At 35.5% G+C, this 18,110-nt stretch carries 19 protein-coding genes and 1 pseudogene; 15 read left to right on the forward strand and 5 right to left on the reverse strand.

The annotated features are described in order from the left end of the window. Positions 1 to 265: 265 nt before the first annotated feature. On the forward strand, positions 266 to 463 hold the full coding sequence (locus BK574_RS03060; protein ID WP_078427452.1) for a hypothetical protein: 198 nt from the start codon (positions 266 to 268) through the stop codon (positions 461 to 463). Positions 464 to 621: 158 nt separating this feature from the next. Beyond that, positions 622 to 1,935, forward strand: coding sequence for an MFS transporter (locus BK574_RS03065; RefSeq protein ID WP_078427453.1), 1,314 nt, complete (start codon positions 622 to 624; stop codon positions 1,933 to 1,935). Positions 1,936 to 2,084: 149 nt separating this feature from the next. Here the strand turns inward: BK574_RS03065 and BK574_RS03070 are convergent, their stop codons facing one another. Further along, the gene (locus BK574_RS03070) at positions 2,085 to 2,675 is read right to left on the reverse strand and encodes a TetR/AcrR family transcriptional regulator (RefSeq protein ID WP_078427454.1); all 591 of its coding nucleotides are present in this window, start codon (positions 2,673 to 2,675) and stop codon (positions 2,085 to 2,087) included. A gap of 196 nt (positions 2,676 to 2,871) precedes the next feature. Here BK574_RS03070 and BK574_RS03075 point away from each other — a divergent pair, with 196 nt between their 5' ends. Further along, complete coding sequence (locus tag BK574_RS03075) at positions 2,872 to 3,642, forward strand: SDR family NAD(P)-dependent oxidoreductase (protein ID WP_078427455.1); 771 nt, start codon at positions 2,872 to 2,874, stop codon at positions 3,640 to 3,642. 240 nt (positions 3,643 to 3,882) lie between these two features. Here the strand turns inward: BK574_RS03075 and BK574_RS03080 are convergent, their stop codons facing one another. Next, entirely contained in the window at positions 3,883 to 5,121 is a 1,239-nt protein-coding gene (locus tag BK574_RS03080; protein ID WP_078427456.1) for an IS4 family transposase, read from the reverse strand. A gap of 626 nt (positions 5,122 to 5,747) precedes the next feature. Here BK574_RS03080 and BK574_RS28040 point away from each other — a divergent pair. From BK574_RS28040 to BK574_RS03125, 9 genes are all read left to right on the forward strand, one after another. Continuing rightward, positions 5,748 to 6,404: an ATP-binding protein gene (locus BK574_RS28040; protein ID WP_218970530.1), complete on the forward strand. Its 657-nt coding sequence runs from the start codon at positions 5,748 to 5,750 to the stop codon at positions 6,402 to 6,404. 118 nt (positions 6,405 to 6,522) lie between these two features. After that, positions 6,523 to 7,095 (forward strand): dihydrofolate reductase family protein, encoded by a 573-nt coding sequence (locus BK574_RS03090; RefSeq protein WP_420796985.1) that lies wholly within the window; start codon positions 6,523 to 6,525, stop codon positions 7,093 to 7,095. 180 nt (positions 7,096 to 7,275) lie between these two features. Further along, the gene (locus tag BK574_RS03095) at positions 7,276 to 7,485 is read left to right on the forward strand and encodes a hypothetical protein (protein WP_078427459.1); all 210 of its coding nucleotides are present in this window, start codon (positions 7,276 to 7,278) and stop codon (positions 7,483 to 7,485) included. A gap of 64 nt (positions 7,486 to 7,549) precedes the next feature. Then, entirely contained in the window at positions 7,550 to 7,960 is a 411-nt protein-coding gene (locus BK574_RS03100; protein WP_078427460.1) for a hypothetical protein, read from the forward strand. Between the two features lie 316 nt (positions 7,961 to 8,276). Next, positions 8,277 to 8,447, forward strand: a complete 171-nt coding sequence (locus tag BK574_RS28175) for a hypothetical protein (protein WP_238457929.1) — start codon at positions 8,277 to 8,279, stop codon at positions 8,445 to 8,447. 551 nt (positions 8,448 to 8,998) lie between these two features. Next, positions 8,999 to 9,727 (forward strand): acyltransferase family protein, encoded by a 729-nt coding sequence (locus BK574_RS03110; RefSeq protein WP_078427461.1) that lies wholly within the window; start codon positions 8,999 to 9,001, stop codon positions 9,725 to 9,727. Positions 9,728 to 10,149: 422 nt separating this feature from the next. Continuing rightward, on the forward strand, positions 10,150 to 10,608 hold the full coding sequence (locus tag BK574_RS03115) for a DinB family protein (protein WP_078427462.1): 459 nt from the start codon (positions 10,150 to 10,152) through the stop codon (positions 10,606 to 10,608). A gap of 256 nt (positions 10,609 to 10,864) precedes the next feature. After that, a complete protein-coding gene (locus BK574_RS03120) occupies positions 10,865 to 11,158 on the forward strand; it encodes a transposase (protein ID WP_078427463.1) in 294 nt (97 codons plus the stop codon). A 38-nt stretch (positions 11,159 to 11,196) separates the two neighbouring features. Next, positions 11,197 to 12,024, forward strand: coding sequence for an IS3 family transposase (locus BK574_RS03125; RefSeq protein ID WP_238458105.1), 828 nt, complete (start codon positions 11,197 to 11,199; stop codon positions 12,022 to 12,024). 177 nt (positions 12,025 to 12,201) lie between these two features. Here BK574_RS03125 and BK574_RS03130 read toward each other — a convergent pair whose 3' ends face one another. Beyond that, a complete protein-coding gene (locus tag BK574_RS03130; protein ID WP_078427465.1) occupies positions 12,202 to 13,125 on the reverse strand; it encodes a DMT family transporter in 924 nt (307 codons plus the stop codon). A gap of 199 nt (positions 13,126 to 13,324) precedes the next feature. On the opposite strand from BK574_RS03130, the gene BK574_RS03135 reads away from it, so the two are divergent. Continuing rightward, positions 13,325 to 13,819, forward strand: coding sequence for an Lrp/AsnC family transcriptional regulator (locus BK574_RS03135; RefSeq protein ID WP_078427466.1), 495 nt, complete (start codon positions 13,325 to 13,327; stop codon positions 13,817 to 13,819). A gap of 281 nt (positions 13,820 to 14,100) precedes the next feature. After that, positions 14,101 to 14,265: a VOC family protein gene (locus BK574_RS29025; protein ID WP_338020581.1), complete on the forward strand. Its 165-nt coding sequence runs from the start codon at positions 14,101 to 14,103 to the stop codon at positions 14,263 to 14,265. A gap of 185 nt (positions 14,266 to 14,450) precedes the next feature. Here BK574_RS29025 and BK574_RS03145 read toward each other — a convergent pair. Then, a pseudogene (locus BK574_RS03145) lies at positions 14,451 to 15,395 on the reverse strand (DMT family transporter). 117 nt (positions 15,396 to 15,512) lie between these two features. Between BK574_RS03145 and BK574_RS03150 the strand changes: the two are divergent. Then, positions 15,513 to 16,427 carry an AraC family transcriptional regulator gene (locus tag BK574_RS03150; RefSeq protein WP_078427467.1) on the forward strand — a complete coding sequence of 305 codons (915 nt, stop codon included), beginning with the start codon at positions 15,513 to 15,515 and terminating at the stop codon, positions 16,425 to 16,427. Positions 16,428 to 17,357: 930 nt separating this feature from the next. Here BK574_RS03150 and BK574_RS03160 read toward each other — a convergent pair. Further along, complete coding sequence (locus BK574_RS03160) at positions 17,358 to 17,948, reverse strand: molybdopterin-dependent oxidoreductase (protein ID WP_078427469.1); 591 nt, start codon at positions 17,946 to 17,948, stop codon at positions 17,358 to 17,360. Positions 17,949 to 18,110 lie beyond the last annotated feature (162 nt).

The raw sequence follows: 18,110 nt of genomic DNA on the forward strand, positions 1-18,110 counted from the left end.
AAGTGAATGAAAAAAAGTTCATTAATATTAGGTGTGTGGGAGTAACGAATAACTTTAACTTATATCCATACATTAATTAGCGCTTATAAGAGGAAGTATTTGGCCATTTTTGTTTGTTCTTTCATTAGTTTATGCGATTTCTTCTTTAGTAAAAGATGATACCGCATCAATAAAACCTGCCATAGTGGCTTCTGTATCACTTTTAATAATTTTCGCTCGAATCACTTCTCCTACATTTAATTAATTACTTGTAAGGAGGAGCCCAATGTTTTTAACAGCCATGTACTTTGCTGGTTTAAAGAAGTGTTTTATTGTCAGTCGGTGGAAAATGCTATTGGGGCGGTTCTCTCGTTATGGGAAAGTCGATATTTATGGGGTGGAAAGAAATTATACTGATTTGAGTAGAAACTCGATTACTGGTATTTATCCCGCAACAACTGGCAGTAATACCCCCACTGAATGAGTTTCACTTTATCTTTTTTCTTTCCTTTTCTCCTAAGTCATATAAAATGAATATATTGAGATTTTTCTAATGGAGACAAGGAGTTTATGATGAAGGCGTTGATAATCATGAGCTTCTTCTTAATTTTGATCTATAAATTATGTTAGGAGGTGCGGTTTATGATAACTGAGGGTGAAGAAAGAAGTAGAGCAAAACAACAGCCAGCTTGGCTGCAAGAATATATTGATTCACCTGATAAACAAAAACAACTCTATAAAAAAACATTAATCATTGTGATCATTTCACAAATCTTTGGTGGAGCAGGACTCGCTGCAGGTGTTACGGTAGGTGCTCTTCTTGCACAAGATATGCTTGGGACGGAAAGTGCAGCAGGGCTTCCAGTTGCTCTTCTTACTTTAGGATCTGCTGGTGCTGCACTGCTTGTTGGCAGGCTTTCGCAGCGTTTTGGGCGCAGATCAGGACTTGCGGGTGGATTTTTTGCAGGTGGGTTGGGTGCGATTGGCGTTATCATCGCTGCCCTAATCAACAGTGTTGTCCTTTTATTTGCTTCCCTGCTTCTTTATGGAGCTGGAACCGCTACTAATTTGCTCGCACGCTACGCTGGTACAGACCTCGCAACGGCGAAACAACGAGCAACGGCTGTGAGCTTGGCCATGGTTTCGACAACGCTTGGTGCTGTAGCAGGCCCTAACTTAGTTGATGTGATGGGAAGATTTGCGAATTCGATTGGGGTCCCAACTTTGGCTGGTCCTTTTATCTTAGCAGCCGCTGCTTTTATTCTTGCTGGAGTGGTTCTCTTTATTTTTCTTCGTCCAGATCCTTTGATTGTGTCTACCGCGATAGCGAATGCAAAAGAGAAAAACGGTACAGGCCAGGCAGAACCAAATTTGGAGAGTTCTCCAATCAACAAAAATGGTATTGTCGTAGGTGCGACAATTATGGTCTTAACTCAATTTGTAATGGTGGCGATTATGACCATGACACCGATACACATGGAACACCATGGCCATAGTTTGAGAGAAGTGGGATTAGTCATAGGGTTTCATATCGGCGCGATGTTCTTACCTTCGCTTTTTACAGGTCTTTTGGTAGATAAATTCGGTCGTACCACGATGGCTATTGCTTCAGGTGTAACGCTGCTTGCCTCTGGTATGATGGCAGCTTTTGCGCCAGGGGACTCGATGTTCATGCTGATCAGCGCACTTGTTCTGCTAGGTCTCGGCTGGAATTTTGGCTTAATAAGTGGAACGGCTTTAATTGTAGATGCAACTCATCCATCTGTTCGTGCAAAAACACAAGGATCAGTTGATGTTTTTCTTGCATTATCAGGTGCTTCTGGAGGTGCGTTATCAGGAATGGTCGTCGCTCATTCTAGTTATGCAGCACTTTCACTTGCTGGAGCTACTCTGTCACTCTTGCTTATTCCTGTAGTCATTTGGTCTCGTAAAACTCCTAGTAAACAACTTTCTTAAAGATATTGTAATCATAAATTTATATCTAGTAATATACTTTATTAAGTTACGAATAAAGGCAGCTAACGGTAAAAACCTAAAAGCTGCCTTTTTCTTTTTAAAGCGGGTGAGTGAACTCTTTTCACATCACTCAAAACACTCTCATTATTTTAACCTTTAACATTAAAAGTCTCTGTTGATATGAGCATTAGTTCGACAACTTGCTTGGCCATATAATGAGAGGATGTCGGGAAATCTTCTTCAATCCATCTAATAATTAAGCCCGCAATTCCATGAGCTCGATAAATATACAACCACTTCAAGCTAATTTGTGACCCTTCTGCTAACTCATACTCATATTCAGTTTCAAATAATTCTTCAATGGCTTTGGCTATCTGAAAACGAAAATCCATACGAATATGATCACTTAATAATAATCGATAAAGTTTGGCATTGTCTTTTAGATACTCAAACAATGTTATGTCTCCAATTTGCATCTCTTTCAAATTCACTTTTTTTACCGACTGATAGGGTTTACGAATTTGCAAAATCATTTCCTTTAAAACATCTTGAATGATTTCATTTAATAAATCTTCCTTAGAGTTGAAATTAGCATAAAATGTTCCACGATTATAATTTGCTGTTCGCACGATCTCAGTAATTGAAATCGAGTCAAACTTTTTTTCGTAAAGTAATGTTAAACAGGATTCTTTTAAAGCTGCTTTTGAACGTTGAATTCGTTTATCTAAATAAAAGGTCATTCTCTCTCACCTCGATTCTAGTATGTTGGAAACAAGTCTATTCTGCAAATTTTACTGTACAAAATATACAAATTTGTTCAGTAATCAACACTTCCAGAATGACTGATGATTGTCGATATGTTTTCTTCTTTAATATAGTTAAAGTATGGGGAGAAGTTATTTAATGTAATTACTAAATTCAATAGGAGGAATTGATATGACATTTCCAGTTTTAGATGGTAAAGTAGCAATCATTACAGGTGCAGCAATGGGTATGGGGGAAGCAACAGCGAAGCTATTTGCAGAAGCAAAGGCAAAAGTTGTTATTGCTGATTTCAATGAAGAAAAGGGACGTGCAGTTACCGAAGTTATTAATGAAAATGGTGGTGAAGCTGCCTTCGTTAAAGTCGATGTTTCTAATTCGGAAGATGTACAAGCCATGGTTAAATTTACTGTCGAAACATTTGGTAAGTTAGACGTAGCAGTAAATAACGCTGCTTTAACTCCAGATGATAAACCAGTAACTGAGTTTGATGAAGATTACTGGGATCGTTTATTAGCCGTTGATTTAAAAGGTGTAGCTCTTTGTATGAAATACGAATTACAACAAATGCAAAAACAAGGAAATGGCGGATCAATTATTAACATTTCTTCTGTGAGCGGTTTCCGTCCACAACCACATAATATTGCTTATGTCGCAGCAAAACATGGTGTCGTTGGGATGACAAAAGTTGCAGCATTAGAGAACGGATCTCATAATATCCGTGTGAACTCCGTAGCACCAGGTGCAATTGATACACCGATGCTTCGTGGTGCTTTAGAGCAATTTGGCTTAACCGAAGAAGGATATGCTCCTCAATTAAGCTTACTTAATCGTTTTGGTCAACCAAATGAAATTGCTCAAGCAAGTCTTTGGTTAGCTTCAGACGCATCTTCTTATCTTACAGGTACTACTATTCATGCTGATGCTGGTTATACTTCACGCTAATATGTTATGAAGGAGCTGTCTCAAAAGCACCTAAAATAAGAGGCTGGGACATAACCAAAGGAAGTTAGTGCCCTGTCCCTCACTTTGTTAAAACATTAACTCATTGGGGGACAGACCCAGTAGCCTTGCATCGATGTAGTTATTTTGAATATATGTATTATTTTTACATCTTGTTTTATGGATAAAATGAAAAACAGAGAACAGGGTATTACATTGACCTTGTTCCCTTTTTTTTCCTTTTTAATAATTACCTAGTTTTCTCTCATTTTTTCTTTTACTTTTCTTGGGTTTATCTTTCACCAAAGCAACGTTTCCAAACGACGGTGTTTTCTTCTCAATTGGAATAGGGACTTTCTGTCTCCCTCTCGATTTTCGCTTCTTTTTTAATCGTAATGCCTTTTTAAACGAACTGACCGTTTTATAAAGGTAGGTTTGTAGTATCCGAAAGAATTCCCATGGCGTCTTTTTAGAATCAGCCTCTAGCTTCACAATGAGTGAAAGTCCATATGCTATAAGAGCTAAAAACATCTGATTCCAGATACCCTGCGGCTTCGTACTCCAGATCTTTGTTAATTTAAGATGCTGCTTAATCCATTTGAAAAATAATTCAATGACCCAACGATATCGATAAATGTCCATTACTTGTTGGGCGGTAAGATCAAATCTGGTGGTTAGGATTCGATAGGTTCTTTCTTTTTCATCCACAAACTCAATATACCTTACTGGTATTTTAGATATACCGTATAATACTTTGGCATCCTGAATGACCGATGGGTGAGATGGTTTATAATCTTCTAATGTATATAAACGAAGAGCCTTAGTGATCCGAACTACGAATGATATTCCTTTCTCTTGCCAATCCATTAAATTGTGCTTTGAAGGATAGCCCCGGTCCATTACGTGAGTGGTATCTAATTCCTCTATTAAGATATCTGAGCTTTCAAAATCACTTACGGTTCCTGTTGAGGGAACGATTTTATCTGGAAATGCGATGTCTGGTGAAACAACTTTTAATCTTGTATGCATTTTGACGGCATTATGACCTTTTGAAATAAATGCCCAGTCACATAATTGTTCTGGCAATCTAATTTCCGTAGAATCAACGATACTTAAAAGTCCAATTCCGTCTGGTAATCCTTGATTCGATTGGGTTAGCTGGTTGAGCTTCTGAACCACTTTAATAAAAAGTTTCTGAACTAATTCTGTTGGAAGGTCATTGATCCGTCGGCTAAGCTGAGAGCCACTGATTTCAGAAACACCAATCTCTTTTTGTAGCTTCGGATATGCAGCTAGTTTTTCTTCCGTGTGAGCATATGAACTCCATTGATCTAACTGTGCAGCTACAAAAATTTTTAATAGCGATTTTGTAGAAAGCTTATACTTCCCGTAATCTAGTAAAGGACATTCAAAATCCTCTAACGGAAGAAGGGATAAGCATTGACAAATGAGCATTTCTCGACCTATACTTTTATTACTCATTGTTAAAACTCCTTTGTAGAAGACTTGTTTGTTTAAGGGAACAAAACAAGGTCTATAACTTCTACAATAGGAGTTTTTTCTTTGCCTGTAAATACTATAATATTACTTTTCTGTAATTTTTTTAAAGTCATGCAAGGCTACTGGGACAGACCCTTCTACGTATGGGCACGAATGTATCTCTTTTGTTCCTGCTTTCTCCTAATTTTTACCTCGTATGAGAACGAATGCATCTCTTTTGTTCCTGCTTTCTCCTAATTTTTACCTCGTATGAGAACGAATGCATCTCTTTTGTTCCTGCTTTCTCCTAATTCTTACCTCGTATGAGAACGAAAGCATCTCATTCGTTCCTGCTTTCTCCTAATTTTTACCTCGTATGGGCACGAAAGCATCCCTTACGTTCCTGCCTTCTCCTAATTTTTAACTCATTTGGGCACGAAAGCATCTCATTTGTTCCTGCTTTTTCCTAATTTTTACCTCGTATGGGCACGAATGCATCCCTTACGTTCCTGTCTTCTCCTAATTTTTAACTCATTTGGGCACGAATGCATCTCATTCGTTCCTGGTTTCTCCTAATTTTTATCTTTTATGGGCATGAAAGCATCTAGTTATAATGACCAAACACCTGATTGAAAAAGGTAGCTGTGGAGATGTTTACAGATATGCTGGCAGAAGTGAGAAAATACGGTGAAGGCTTAATCATTACTGACCAAATCCCTAATAAACTAGCAATCGAAGTGTTGAAAAATACGAACACGAAAATCATTCATCGACTGTTTGCTAAAGACGATAAAGAAGTCATTGGTGATACGATGTTGATGGATGAAAAACAAAAACAATTTCTATCTAGTTTACATGTCGGTGAAGCGATTAAATTCAAAGAAGGTCTTCATAAGCCGATGCATATTCATGTTCAACGAAGAACAGACACGGTTAACAATGAGTTAGAAGATGAAACGCTTTGGCAGATTGGCCAAAAGCAAATGAACGACTATAAAACAAGCTTCCATCCACTTGGCTCAAGATTAGGATTAGCGATACCCCAATGTAAGCGATTAGACGAGCTCTACGACAAGCTTAGCGATACATTATCAAAAGTGCGAGTCAATAAGTTAGCAGACGAAGAATGGCTTGCTTTTAACGATGAAATCACTTCGTTTGCCCATTCGTTAAATCTTTCTTCTGAGGGGTTATGGAAAGAGCTCATTCGTCAATATAGTTTGGACAATGGATTTTTACGCGAGAACGATTTTAATGAACCATTAATTATTTATAGAGCCGATTAAAAAGAATAAACAAAAAATTTGCTATAATTCTTTTTGTTTATTCTTTATTTGCTGGAATAGCTGTTACAGGAATTTACTATGTGTTTGTTTTCAATATTGGCTAACTTAAGGAGGATGAATTTTGGTTAAGTACCAGAGACAAAGAAATATACTTTTAGATTTAGCAGTTACTTTAGATGGATTTATCGAAGGACCAAAAGGGGAAGTAGACTGGTGCATAATGGATTCCGATATGGACTTCAATAATTTCTTAAATCAAATAGATACTATTTTATATGGAAGAAAAAGTTATGATTTATGGGGGCAATATAAACCTGACACTAAAGTTTCTGATACAGAAAAAGAAATTTGGGGATTGGTCCAAAGTAAAGAGAAATACGTGTTTTCAAAAACACAAAAAAAGTCCGAAGATAACGTTACATTTATAAATGAAAATATTGAGGAAGAAATAATCAAATTAAAGAATAAGCCTGGTAAAGACATTTGGCTCTTTGGTGGGGCAAGTCTTATTATAACCTTAATAAATTTAGGGCTTGTAGATGAATTTAGATTATCTGTTCACCCTATTATTTTGGGAGAAGGAAAACCCCTGTTTATTGACATTAAGCATAGGGTGAATCTAAAACTGGTTGAAACAAAAAGGTTTTCCTCTGGTGTAGTTCAACTATGTTATCAGCTTAATGAGAAGTGAAAATAAATCTGATTGTGAAATGATGTCCTTCAACTAACAGAGAGCGTTTCTTTATAAGGCAGGAACGCTTTTTTACGAACGAGCAGGTTACTTTAATTAGACACAACAGAAGTATTTCGATTGTACATAAGGAAAATATATCAATAAAGAACCATTAAATTTATGTAAGTAGGTGAAAGAGTGGAAAGTGATATTTATATAAAAGATACACCAGCGTTAATCTTTTTTGGCTTGGTTTTTACTATCATTTTCGGACTATGGTTAAAACGAAGGGCAAAATCGTTTGATTTTAATAACAGAAGCAAATTCTACTTCCTTTTTGATAATTATGAATTAGTCGGTGGATTACTTATTGGTGTAGGATTATTATTTATTGCTATTTTTCTATAAGAATTTATTAAAGTAACGAACCTACTTCTTATAGTTAAAGAATGAATAAAAGAGGTGAGTGGAAATGAGTTTAGCTAGTTATATTGGTTGTAATATAGCATTACCTATTACCGCTGATGAATATTCCGATGATTCTTTATATATTGGAGGGTGTTTTGCGGGCGATGAAGAATTGCAAAATGTAAAGAAATATCAGTTTACTACTTCCTATGTTTATGAAGTATCAAGTCATTGGGGCATTAAGATTTCTGATTATACCACTCCAGAAATTTGTGATGAATCGAAAAAGAAGCTACTAGAACTATGTAAAAGAATGGATGGTTATCTTAAACAGGGTGATTATTTTGAGTTGTATAGTTGTTGGGTAGGAGAAGAAGATGAAAAGCGAGAGGGTGAACTAATATTACAAATGAAGAGCTTTGATATAGACCAGATTGAAATACCCGAAAAAACGTTAGTTAGATTTGAAAAATGAATTTCTTTCTTGAACAAACGGATGCGTTTCTGGAACAAGCAGGAACGTTTTTTTGATTAAAGGGGAGGATACTTCAATGGATTTTGATATATGCAGAAAAATATAACTGATAGGGAGGGTTTGAATTGAAGAAAATAGTTTTTATCTTAATTCTACTTTTAATTATTACAAGTATCTATACTTTTAAGAACTATGATGAATTAAGATATATTAATCTAACTGGGGGGACCTCTTTCATAAAAATGATAGCGGATGGTTAAATATCTTTCGAGAAGGTGTTGCGTCTATCCAACGATCTATAGAAAGTTTGGATCTGATGTCAAAGTTTCGAATTCATAAGGCATTTTCAGGACATGGAGCCCAAATAGAGCATCCAATGGTTGCCATTGATGCGGCTAGAACACGGTATGAAAAGTATCTTGAAACGCCAGAAAAAATTTCATGGCATGCTGTTAAGAGAATTTTTGTATTCACGTTAATCATTTAAAATGGATTAGCAAAAGAAGAAGTTGATAATTACCTTACTAAGTTGTGGTTGGTTCCAAGATTTTGCACGCTACTCTTTCCAACTTCAGCCAGAAGAATTTATTCAAGTTCTGCTCGCTGAAATGCTTCGTTCAGGAGCAGCAAGCTGGCACAGGTGTAATACTTTAAATCTTATACCCAATCATCGCCATATTGGGGGCTATTTTGCATGCATTAATCATACATGAGTAAATGTCAATTTCAGTTCCAGTCGTATTAGTCTTTTTTATCCAAAGGAGTGCTTCTGCAATCTTGCAGGAGCACTTTTTAAATAGATGGGGCCAGGGATCCAAATGCATTACTTACTTTTAACGTTGAATTTCTCTTTTTCAATAACATCCTTCTTTTCAATAAATTAATAAATAAACAGTTGAAAAGTTTTACGGTTCATAATCTTAATTAAACTCAATTGGTGATCACCACCATATTTGGTTCCTTTTTTAAATTGAGAAAATGCAAAAGATCGAAGAAAATAGGTAGCAGTGTGTCATTATTGATTTAGAAGGGCGTTGATTGCGTGGTACAAAAGATATAAAAGAAGTGTATTGGCTCCGGATCATTGCTTGTTTGAGTGTTGTGCTAACTCATGCTGCTAGTAGGGTCATATCAGATTTCTCTCTAACTGGAGATATACGTGTTGTCTATCGGACGCTTCAAATGATCTTGTTGTACGGAACGCCAATGTTTGTGTTGATTTCGACTATTGTTATGACCCATGCATATAAAGAAAACATTCCGAAGGGTTTTCTATACAAGAGAATCAAATATATTTTAGTCCCGTATTTCATCATGGCGGCATTTTATGCTGGTGATAAGTTCTATCGCTTTAACTGGACATTTAATGATTTTGCCAAGGAGCTTGGTTACAACTTGATTGGGCAATGGCATGGGTATTTTATTTTAATTATTTTTCAGTTTTATTTATTACATTTACTATTTGTCAAATATTTAAGTAGATTCAATGCTACGCATGTATTAATGATTAGTTTTGTCATTAGCGTAGGGTATTGGGCAAGTTTTTACTTTTATTTTATAGATTACGTGAATCATTCTAGTTATTTAACGCTTTTCTTTTCAAGGATTTTGTTTGTCGGCTGGCTGTTTTATTATGTTGTTGCTTATTATTGTGGCAGAAACTATGAACGTTTTGTTGAAGTGCTGAATAGAAATTGGTTATTTATTATGCTCGGTACTATTCTATCGCTTGGGCTCGTCCAAGCTATTTATCATTCTTCTTTGTAGTGTGGGTAATGGAGAGGTTTATCTAATGCAATATTTATACGCGAGTCAGTTTGCTACTTTTCATTATCCGTTTAATAATATACAAGATATTCACGCTTTTCCTCCTTGTCACATAGGGGCGCTTTATTAATTGCAAAAAAATAAAACTAGGTAATTATTAAAAAGGAAAAAAGGGAACAACGTCGTTGTAATACGCTGTTCACTTTTTTTATTTCACCTACAAAATAAAATGTAAAAGTAATACATATATTAAAAATAACTACATCAATGGAGGGCTACTGAGACAGGCCCTGTTTTCTCTAGTTAAATAATAAATTCCAATATTCCTTCAATAAACAGATTTTCATAACAATCATTTTAATAGACTTTTATAGAGAAGTTGGTATAATTTTGAAGAATACTATTTTGGGGAGGGTACTAAAATGAGTAAATTAATTAAACAACAATTTACGAGAACAAGACGTGTTTTATCCGAAACATTAGAAGGGCTTTCACCTGAAGTGACTAATATTGTACCAGAAGGATTTAATAACAATATCAAATGGCAGGTAGGTCATATCTTAGTCGTTGCGGACCTGTTCTTGTTTAAAGGCCAAAACCAACTTCCAGCGAATTATATCGACATTTTTAAAGCTGGATCAAAACCAGCTGATTGGACAGGAGATGTTCCTGAAGTAAAAACATTGCTTGAACAATTAAATGATCAATTGGTACGGATTAATGATATTCCTGAAGAGACGTTTAATCAAGCATTACCAAAACCGTTTCTAGGTAATGAAACATTTGGAGAATTAGCGGCAATGGGTGCTTTTCATGAAGCTTTGCATTTAGGGCAAATTCAAACACTTAAGCGACTGATTGAAACTATTCAAGCTAAATAAGGTCAAGTAACGATAAATAACCACCATTACCTACTAGGTATTAGGTGGTTATTTTTTGCGCGCTAAAACAATGTTAACTCAGTGGGGGACAGACCCTGTTTCCTGTTTCCTGTTCAAGGATTAACCAATAAATCGTGAAACAACGCTGTGAAACAAGAATTTTCGGGTAGTCACACAGTGAATTGCGCCCCTCTTAGTTGACAGGTATAAATTCGGGAACTTTTGACTATCACTAGGGTAAAAGGAGCGAATTTGAATGTCTACTAATAAAACTAATAACAGGTATTCACCCGAACTAAAACTTGAGGCTGTTACAAGAGTCCTAGCCGGTGAAAGTGTTAAGACTGTTGCGAAAGACTATGATGTTAAAGATCCTGACTATATCTATATATGGATTGAAAAATATGAAACTTATGGCGAAGCAGGCTTAAATAGAAAAATTAGAACCTATCGCAAAATCGATAAAGATCAACAAATTAAAGAGCTGAAAATGGAGAATGAATTGCTAAAAAAGTACCTACAACTTCAAAGAAGGGAGGCAAAAGGTTAAAGTTCGAAGCTATATATTTATTAAGGTCAAAATACCCCATCTCAAAAATGTGTGAAAATTTGGGGGTTACTAGAGCTGGCTACTATAAATATGTGAAAACTAAAAGAAAAAAGAAAAAGGAATCTCCCAAAGATAAACAGTTAAAGGAATATATTGGTATAAGTTATCATGACCATGATAAAAACTATGGGTATAGAAAAATACACGCAGAACTACGAGATAAGTATAATATCGATGTAAGTGAGAAAGTAGTAAGAAGATTAATGCGAGAGTTAGGCTATAAAAGCCAAGCACGCAAAGAAAAAAGGAAATCTATTAGTGGGAAAAACACATTAGGCGCTGGTCATATTTATGAAAATCTCTTAAAAAGAGACTTCTCAACTACCAAATTAAGCGAAAAATGGGTGACTGACGTGACTGAATTTCCAATAGGTAATAAGAAATTATATTTATCTGCCGTAATGGATCTTCACGACAATTATATAGTAGGATATCAATTATCTGATGTAAATGACGTTCAGCTTGTAGAAGATTCACTTTTATATGCACTGGAAATTAGAGTAATTGATGAAAAACTAATCATTCATTCTGACCGTGGAATGCAATACCGATCTAATAGATGGAAAGAATTAATGGGAACTTATACGATTAATCCGAGCATGTCTAGGAAGGCTAATTGCATTGATAATGCATGTATTGAGAGCTTTTTCTCCTTTATAAAAGCAGAACGTAAAGTACTAAAAACAATAAAAGATTTAGAAGAAGCTAAAAAAATCATTCATGATTATATCCACTATTATAATCATAATCGAATCCAAGGAGTTTTAGATTATAGAACACCCGCTCAATATGTCAAAGCGAGTTAACCACAGGGCATACATGCCACATTTTCTCCTTCTCATCTTGACAACTTCCGCCTATCTGAGACACTTCATGATGATGAGAAGAAAAAGGAACCAAGCCTTGTCAAACCTGGTCTCCTAAATAAAATCCGAATTTATATTGTCTACTTTTGGGATCGCAACGCACAGTGACACATGGATCTAACCTAATTTTCGTAGTATCGTATTTTGCACGAGTTTTCTAGAAGAAAAACGCTTTTCTTTAAAATATGTAAATAAGTAACAACCAGTAATCACAATGACACTCCCGGTGATTTGTATCAACGTCATTCGTTCTCCTAGTAAAAGAAAAGCTAAAATCACTGTAAAAATTGGGTTAAAATTAAGAAAAAGTCCAGCTGTTGTTGCTCCTAGTTTTTTCACGCCAATATTCCATAATACAATGCACACGACAGTTGAAATGGCACCCGTGTATAAGATCGAATAAACGAAGGTCGCATTAATATTAGTCACCGTAAAATCTGAAAGGTTAAACGGAAATAAAATCAGTAGACCGAAAATTCCAGAGTACAATGTAGCCATCATCGGTGATGTATAGTTCATGGCCCACTTACTAAGGACCACATAAATCCCCCATATACAAACAGCGCCAATCATGAAAACGTCCCCCAAATTAAATTGAAGAGCAAACAAAAGTTGACCATTGCCATTCGTTAATACAACCAATACACCAAATAGCGAAAGGAACATCGCTGCAATCTGAAAAAAGGTTAGTTTTTCTCTTAGAAATACAAAAGAAAAAAAGGCAATGGATAGGGCAATTAAGGTGGAGATTAACCCTACATTTGATGCAGACGTATGCTCTAGCGCCATAAACTGTAAAAGATTAAAGAGCACAACTCCTGTCAGTCCCATTAATAGCAATGGCAGGACTGCCTTTCGTGAAGGTAAAAGCTTCTTCTCAACACTCCATACAATCGGAAGTAAACACAGAACAGCAATAAGCCACCGTAACGTTGTTAACGTCATGGGAGAAGCATGCCCGACAAGCCATTTTCCTACGATAAAATTCCCCGCCCACAAAAAGCTCGTCAAAAGTAATAATCCAAAATAAAAATATCGCATCTCAAACTCCCCCACATGTAATCATCAGCCTCTTAATCTATTAATAACTGTAACATTTATGGTTAAAATTCAAAACGATGTTTTGTATAATAGAGATTAATCGAAATATTTTAAAGTTTGATTGGTTATTTTATTTATTTTCTTCTGTTTTCAACGAAGAAAACGGCTAGTTTTAGAATAAATTAAAGGGGGACTCTCAATGGAATCCATCATCAGTAAAGTGCTCGATAAAGTGGATATTCAAATTTTAGACATTCTGCAAAAACAGGCCCACGTAAGCAATGCCGAAATTGCTAGGCGAGTCAATTTGTCGTCGCCAGCTGTCCACACTAGAATTAAACGTTTAGAACAGGAAGGGTATATCAGTCGACAAGTGGCGATCTTAAATCCTGAGAAATTAGGTTTTGATTTACTTTGCTTTGTTTTTATAAGTTCAAATATGCATCATGCAGAGAAGTTAGATATTTTAGAAGAGGCGTTTCGCCAAATGCCAGAGGTTTTAGAATGTCATTGCTTAACAGGGGAGTACGACTATTTATTAAAGGTTGCGAATAAAGACCGAAAAGACTTACAAACTTTTATTCGAAAATTAAATAAGCTGGGGATCACAAAAATCCAAACGAGCTTAGGGCTAAGGGAAATTAAGTATTCGACTGTATTACCTATTTTGGAAGATCATAAAGAAGAAATTTAAGGTTATGTAGTAAAGTGCTAGAGTTGGTGTATGGGATTATTATAACGGTATTTTGATATTATGAATTATGATGATGGTGTTATTTATAAACTTATCGGTGAAGATTTAAAAATAGTGTCATAGTGATAGCAAGCGAACGGAATTCTATGTTTCATTAACGGTTAGCGATAGCTTAATAATGGCTATTGCTGTTTTGCTAACGAAGCAGTTTACTCGATAAAACGGAGATAGTTATCCTAAATCCAATTATATTAATAAAGTCTATTTTGGGGAAGTAGGTTATGAGCGCTATTTTAAATAAAATAGGAACAGTTTTTATTCCTGTTCGTGATATTGAAGAATCTAAAAATTGGTACTGTGAGATTTTGGGGTTAAATGCAGAGGTTGAGATTTTATATGAGCATTTATTTATTTACCAACAACGAATGGAACTGGAATTGTCTTAGATAGTAAAGTTTATTCAGAGAAAAATATTTTCAAAACTCCACCATTTCACTTTGATACCCACAATATCGAAGAAGCCTATGAATTTTTAAAAAGTAAGAATGTTGAATTAACAACAGATATTGAGCATTGCTATTTGTCTTATTGAAGTACGAGCAGGTTAGTGAAATAAAGCCGCCTCAGAAAACTAGCTAATTCCAAGGGGCTTTTCATTTTTAGAAATTTTGCTAGTCCTTGAAGAAGAATCTTTACTCAAAGCCAATAATAAAATCATTAAAAGAATACAAGTTGTACCAAACCATTGAAAAGTTCCAAAGGGTTCTTTTAACCAAAAGATGGTAGTGAACACGGCCGCTAATGGCTCAGTACTTCCAAGAAGGCTGGATTCTTTAGCTACTAGACTTTGCAAACTTTCTATATAAAACCAAAATGCAATCATTGTACCAAAAATAATCACGAATACTAAGTATAAATAAGCTTCAACTGTTAAGGATTTAAAGTCCATTTGCCAAGGTGGATGAACAAAACTTAGCGCAAAACTACCGATAATCATAGCCCAACCAACAATCACAAGGGAAGCGTATTGTTTTAATAAAGGGATGGCATATAAAGTATAAAATGCTAAAGCTACTCCAGATAAAACACCCCAAATGATGGCGGGAGCAGGTACAGATAATTGAGAGATGGAGCCGTTTGTTAATAAGAAAAAGCACCCAACTAAAGCAAGAGAAACAGTCAACAAATCTTTTCGTTTGAGAACCGCCTGTTTTCGGAAAATCAAGTAAACAATAATCATGACAGGTGCTAAATATTGTAATAGCGTGGCCACAGCTGCATTACCATGTTGAATAGAAGCCATATACGTGTATTGAACCGCGAGCATACCGAGCAACCCGAAAATGATCAATTGAATAGCTACTCCTTTAGTTTTCCAAACACCAAGTATTTGGGAACGGTCTTTTCTGAAAAATTGAATGGTTAAGAGCAGTAAACCAGCGATGAGCAATCTTGTCGTTACAAGTCAATCTACACTGATTTCAAACTCCTGAAAAAGCTTTTTTGAAACCGTACCACCAATTCCCCAAAATAATGCTCCAGTGATAACTAGAAATATTCCTTTTTGTCTACTCATGATTGTTTCTCCCTTAAAATATAAAGATAGTGTTACAATATCTCATATGATAAAGGGAAAATCCATGAAATAATACCAAAATGGAATGGGAAAATATAAGTATATTGAGGTGGTCATATGCAAATCAAAGATTTTATGATTGACCAAAGTCTAAAAGAATTAACTGAGCACCGTACAGTTGTGTTACCGATTGCATGTTACGAAACAACGATTAACGAGAACATTCATGGCTATATACCACTTCATTGGCATGACGAATTACAGTTTGTTCTCGTACGAAAAGGGGAAGCGTCTTTTCAAATAAATGAAGATAAAATTACTGTTCGAGAAGGTGAAGGGCTATTTATAAATAGTGGCTGTTTACACATGGCGAAAGATAAGAATAATAATTCAGGCTGTGTCTATATTTGTTTAAATGTTTCTCCAAGTTTCGTTTTATCTCAAGAACTTTATACAACCTTTGTAAACCCTTATATTCAAGCGACTAATATCTCGTATTTACACTTGGTTTCAAAAGAGTTTTGGGCAAATAATATTTTGGACTCTATTATGAAAGTCAATCAGTTAATAATAGAAAATCAACCATACTTTGAAATCGACATCAGCATACATCTAACATTAATTTGGAAGAACCTAATTATGAATGGTGTTCAATTAGAGCACGAACAGAAGGAAATGTTAAAAAATAAACGAATGAAGCAAATGTTAAATTGGTTACACACACATTATGCTGAGAAAATTTTGTTAGACGATATTGCACGAGCTGGGGGATTAAGCCGTTCGGAATGCTGTCGATATTTCAAACGAATTTTAAAGAAAACACCCTTGAATTACCTAACGGATTATCGAATTCAAAAAAGCCTACTTTTACTACAACAACCAGAATCCAATGTCACTGATGTTGCCTATCAAGTTGGATTTAATAGCACAAGTTATTTCATTGATAAATTCCGAAAGTCAATGAACATGACCCCATTAGTATACAAAAAATATAAAAATAGCCACTCGCCTTTTGTGAACAATTCCACTTAAAATAACGGGAAGCGATCCTTGAATAAGTAGGGATTGTTTTTTGTCTTATAGAAGTAACGAACCGATACTTCTATAAGTTAATTTAAGAACTTGTGGTAAAATTAGGATAAATTAAGGTGAGGGGAAGTAATGAATGGAAAATATTATACAATATCAAAAAATTAAATCTTTAATCAAGATACTATTACTAGTCTTAACATTCATAATGATGGGCTTTGTAGCATGGGCAGGGTTTAGTGGTAGAGAGTCTCTATTTCCAATTTTACTAAGTCTAACATTGTTTATATCAATCTGTAATTTACAACTTGTTAATGAAAATCCAGAGAGAAAGAAATGGTATAAGGTATTATTTATTGTGACATGTCTGTCCGTTATATTATCACTTGTAAAATTAATTGTTGGATAGTTAGTACATAACACATCTTCAATTAACGGAGGCAATTATCTTAATAAAACTTCTACATATGAAATAGATTTGAGAGGTGGGAAAAAATGTCTGAAATAACATTTTTAGCGTCATCCAGACCTTTTATAATACCAGAGGAAATTCAGGGAGTTAGAGGGAGTTAGGGTCCCTCACCTCATTAAAGCAATAACTCGGTGGGGGACAGGCCCTTTTCACCTCTTTTCACCTATAACGGCATTTTTTGAAAAGTTGTAGTTGGCGCAGATGCTGTGAATATAATACACGCAATGATTTTTTAAGTTTCCAGTCTAACTACTCCAACAATATGGAACTATTGTTGGAGTAATTTTCTCTGGACAATTAATAGAAGCTTATGTTTCGAAATCCAAAATCGTGTATAGCCAATCGACTCACTTGCCTGCGCTAGTTTCAAGGATCAAATAGTGCCTGTTGCGCCCAGGAGTATGGGGGATTGGTCCAAAATGCTAAGCTTCATGAAAATATCCTTTCTTTTCGTATTAAAATCAACGATACCGCTCTTCTTTAAATGGATTCGCCGTCATAGAATAGCCCAACTCCTCCCAAAATCCCGCTTCATCTTCCTTCATGAATTGAATGCCAGTCGCCCATTTCGATCCCTTCCATAGGTAAAAGGAGGCAGGGGGGATAAACCTTAATGGATAGCCATGCTTTGGTGTTATCTCCGACCATTGTTCCTGATTTACATCCTTATAGCGGTACACGAACAACGCATCATCCCCCAATAAATCCTTCAACGGTAAATTGGCTGAGTAACCAAATGGATCCCCGTTATAATAGCCGAATATTTTCACATAATGGACGTCTGGATGAAGCCTTACTTTGTTTACTAACTCTCGCAACGTAATCCCTTCAAACACCGTTCCAAATTTGGACCATGTCGTCACACAGTGCATGTCAATCGTAGAAATCGTTTTTGGTAAATCCATCACTTCAGAGTAAGTGAACGTTTTCTCTTCTTCCACTTGGCCAAACAGTTTAAATCTCCATGTTTCTTCGTTAAACTCATACACTTCCCCTTGATGTAAAACAGGCCATTTCTCTGTTTCGAATTGTCCTGGAGGTAATTTTGCCATGATTTTTTTCCTTTCTATGTAAAAAATAGTATTTGTATGCTTATCTTAGTAAAAATGATACCGATTTCGGGAATTTTTCGCAACTAACTGAAATGCTATTAGTGTGTTTGATAATAGGGAAGGATTCTGAATCAAAACAACGGTATCAATTCGGCAGTCTAA

This window comes from Alkalihalobacterium alkalinitrilicum (genome assembly GCF_002019605.1).
Lineage (GTDB): Bacteria > Bacillota > Bacilli > Bacillales > Bacillaceae_F > Alkalihalobacterium > Alkalihalobacterium alkalinitrilicum.

Excerpts from the sequence above, each read along its gene's own strand:
- BK574_RS03060 (WP_078427452.1), top strand. The coding sequence starts at position 266 with ATGTTTTTAACAGCCATGTACTTTGCTGGTTTAAAGAAGTGTTTTATT.
- BK574_RS03065 (WP_078427453.1), top strand. The coding sequence starts at position 622 with ATGATAACTGAGGGTGAAGAAAGAAGTAGAGCAAAACAACAGCCAGCT.
- BK574_RS03070 (WP_078427454.1), bottom strand. The coding sequence starts at position 2,675 with ATGACCTTTTATTTAGATAAACGAATTCAACGTTCAAAAGCAGCTTTA.
- BK574_RS03075 (WP_078427455.1), top strand. The coding sequence starts at position 2,872 with ATGACATTTCCAGTTTTAGATGGTAAAGTAGCAATCATTACAGGTGCA.
- BK574_RS03080 (WP_078427456.1), bottom strand. The coding sequence starts at position 5,121 with ATGAGTAATAAAAGTATAGGTCGAGAAATGCTCATTTGTCAATGCTTA.
- BK574_RS03100 (WP_078427460.1), top strand. The coding sequence starts at position 7,550 with ATGAGTTTAGCTAGTTATATTGGTTGTAATATAGCATTACCTATTACC.
- BK574_RS28175 (WP_238457929.1), top strand. The coding sequence starts at position 8,277 with ATGTCAAAGTTTCGAATTCATAAGGCATTTTCAGGACATGGAGCCCAA.
- BK574_RS03115 (WP_078427462.1), top strand. The coding sequence starts at position 10,150 with ATGAGTAAATTAATTAAACAACAATTTACGAGAACAAGACGTGTTTTA.
- BK574_RS03120 (WP_078427463.1), top strand. The coding sequence starts at position 10,865 with ATGTCTACTAATAAAACTAATAACAGGTATTCACCCGAACTAAAACTT.
- BK574_RS03130 (WP_078427465.1), bottom strand. The coding sequence starts at position 13,125 with ATGCGATATTTTTATTTTGGATTATTACTTTTGACGAGCTTTTTGTGG.
- BK574_RS03135 (WP_078427466.1), top strand. The coding sequence starts at position 13,325 with ATGGAATCCATCATCAGTAAAGTGCTCGATAAAGTGGATATTCAAATT.
- BK574_RS29025 (WP_338020581.1), top strand. The coding sequence starts at position 14,101 with ATGAGCGCTATTTTAAATAAAATAGGAACAGTTTTTATTCCTGTTCGT.
- BK574_RS03150 (WP_078427467.1), top strand. The coding sequence starts at position 15,513 with ATGCAAATCAAAGATTTTATGATTGACCAAAGTCTAAAAGAATTAACT.
- BK574_RS03160 (WP_078427469.1), bottom strand. The coding sequence starts at position 17,948 with ATGGCAAAATTACCTCCAGGACAATTCGAAACAGAGAAATGGCCTGTT.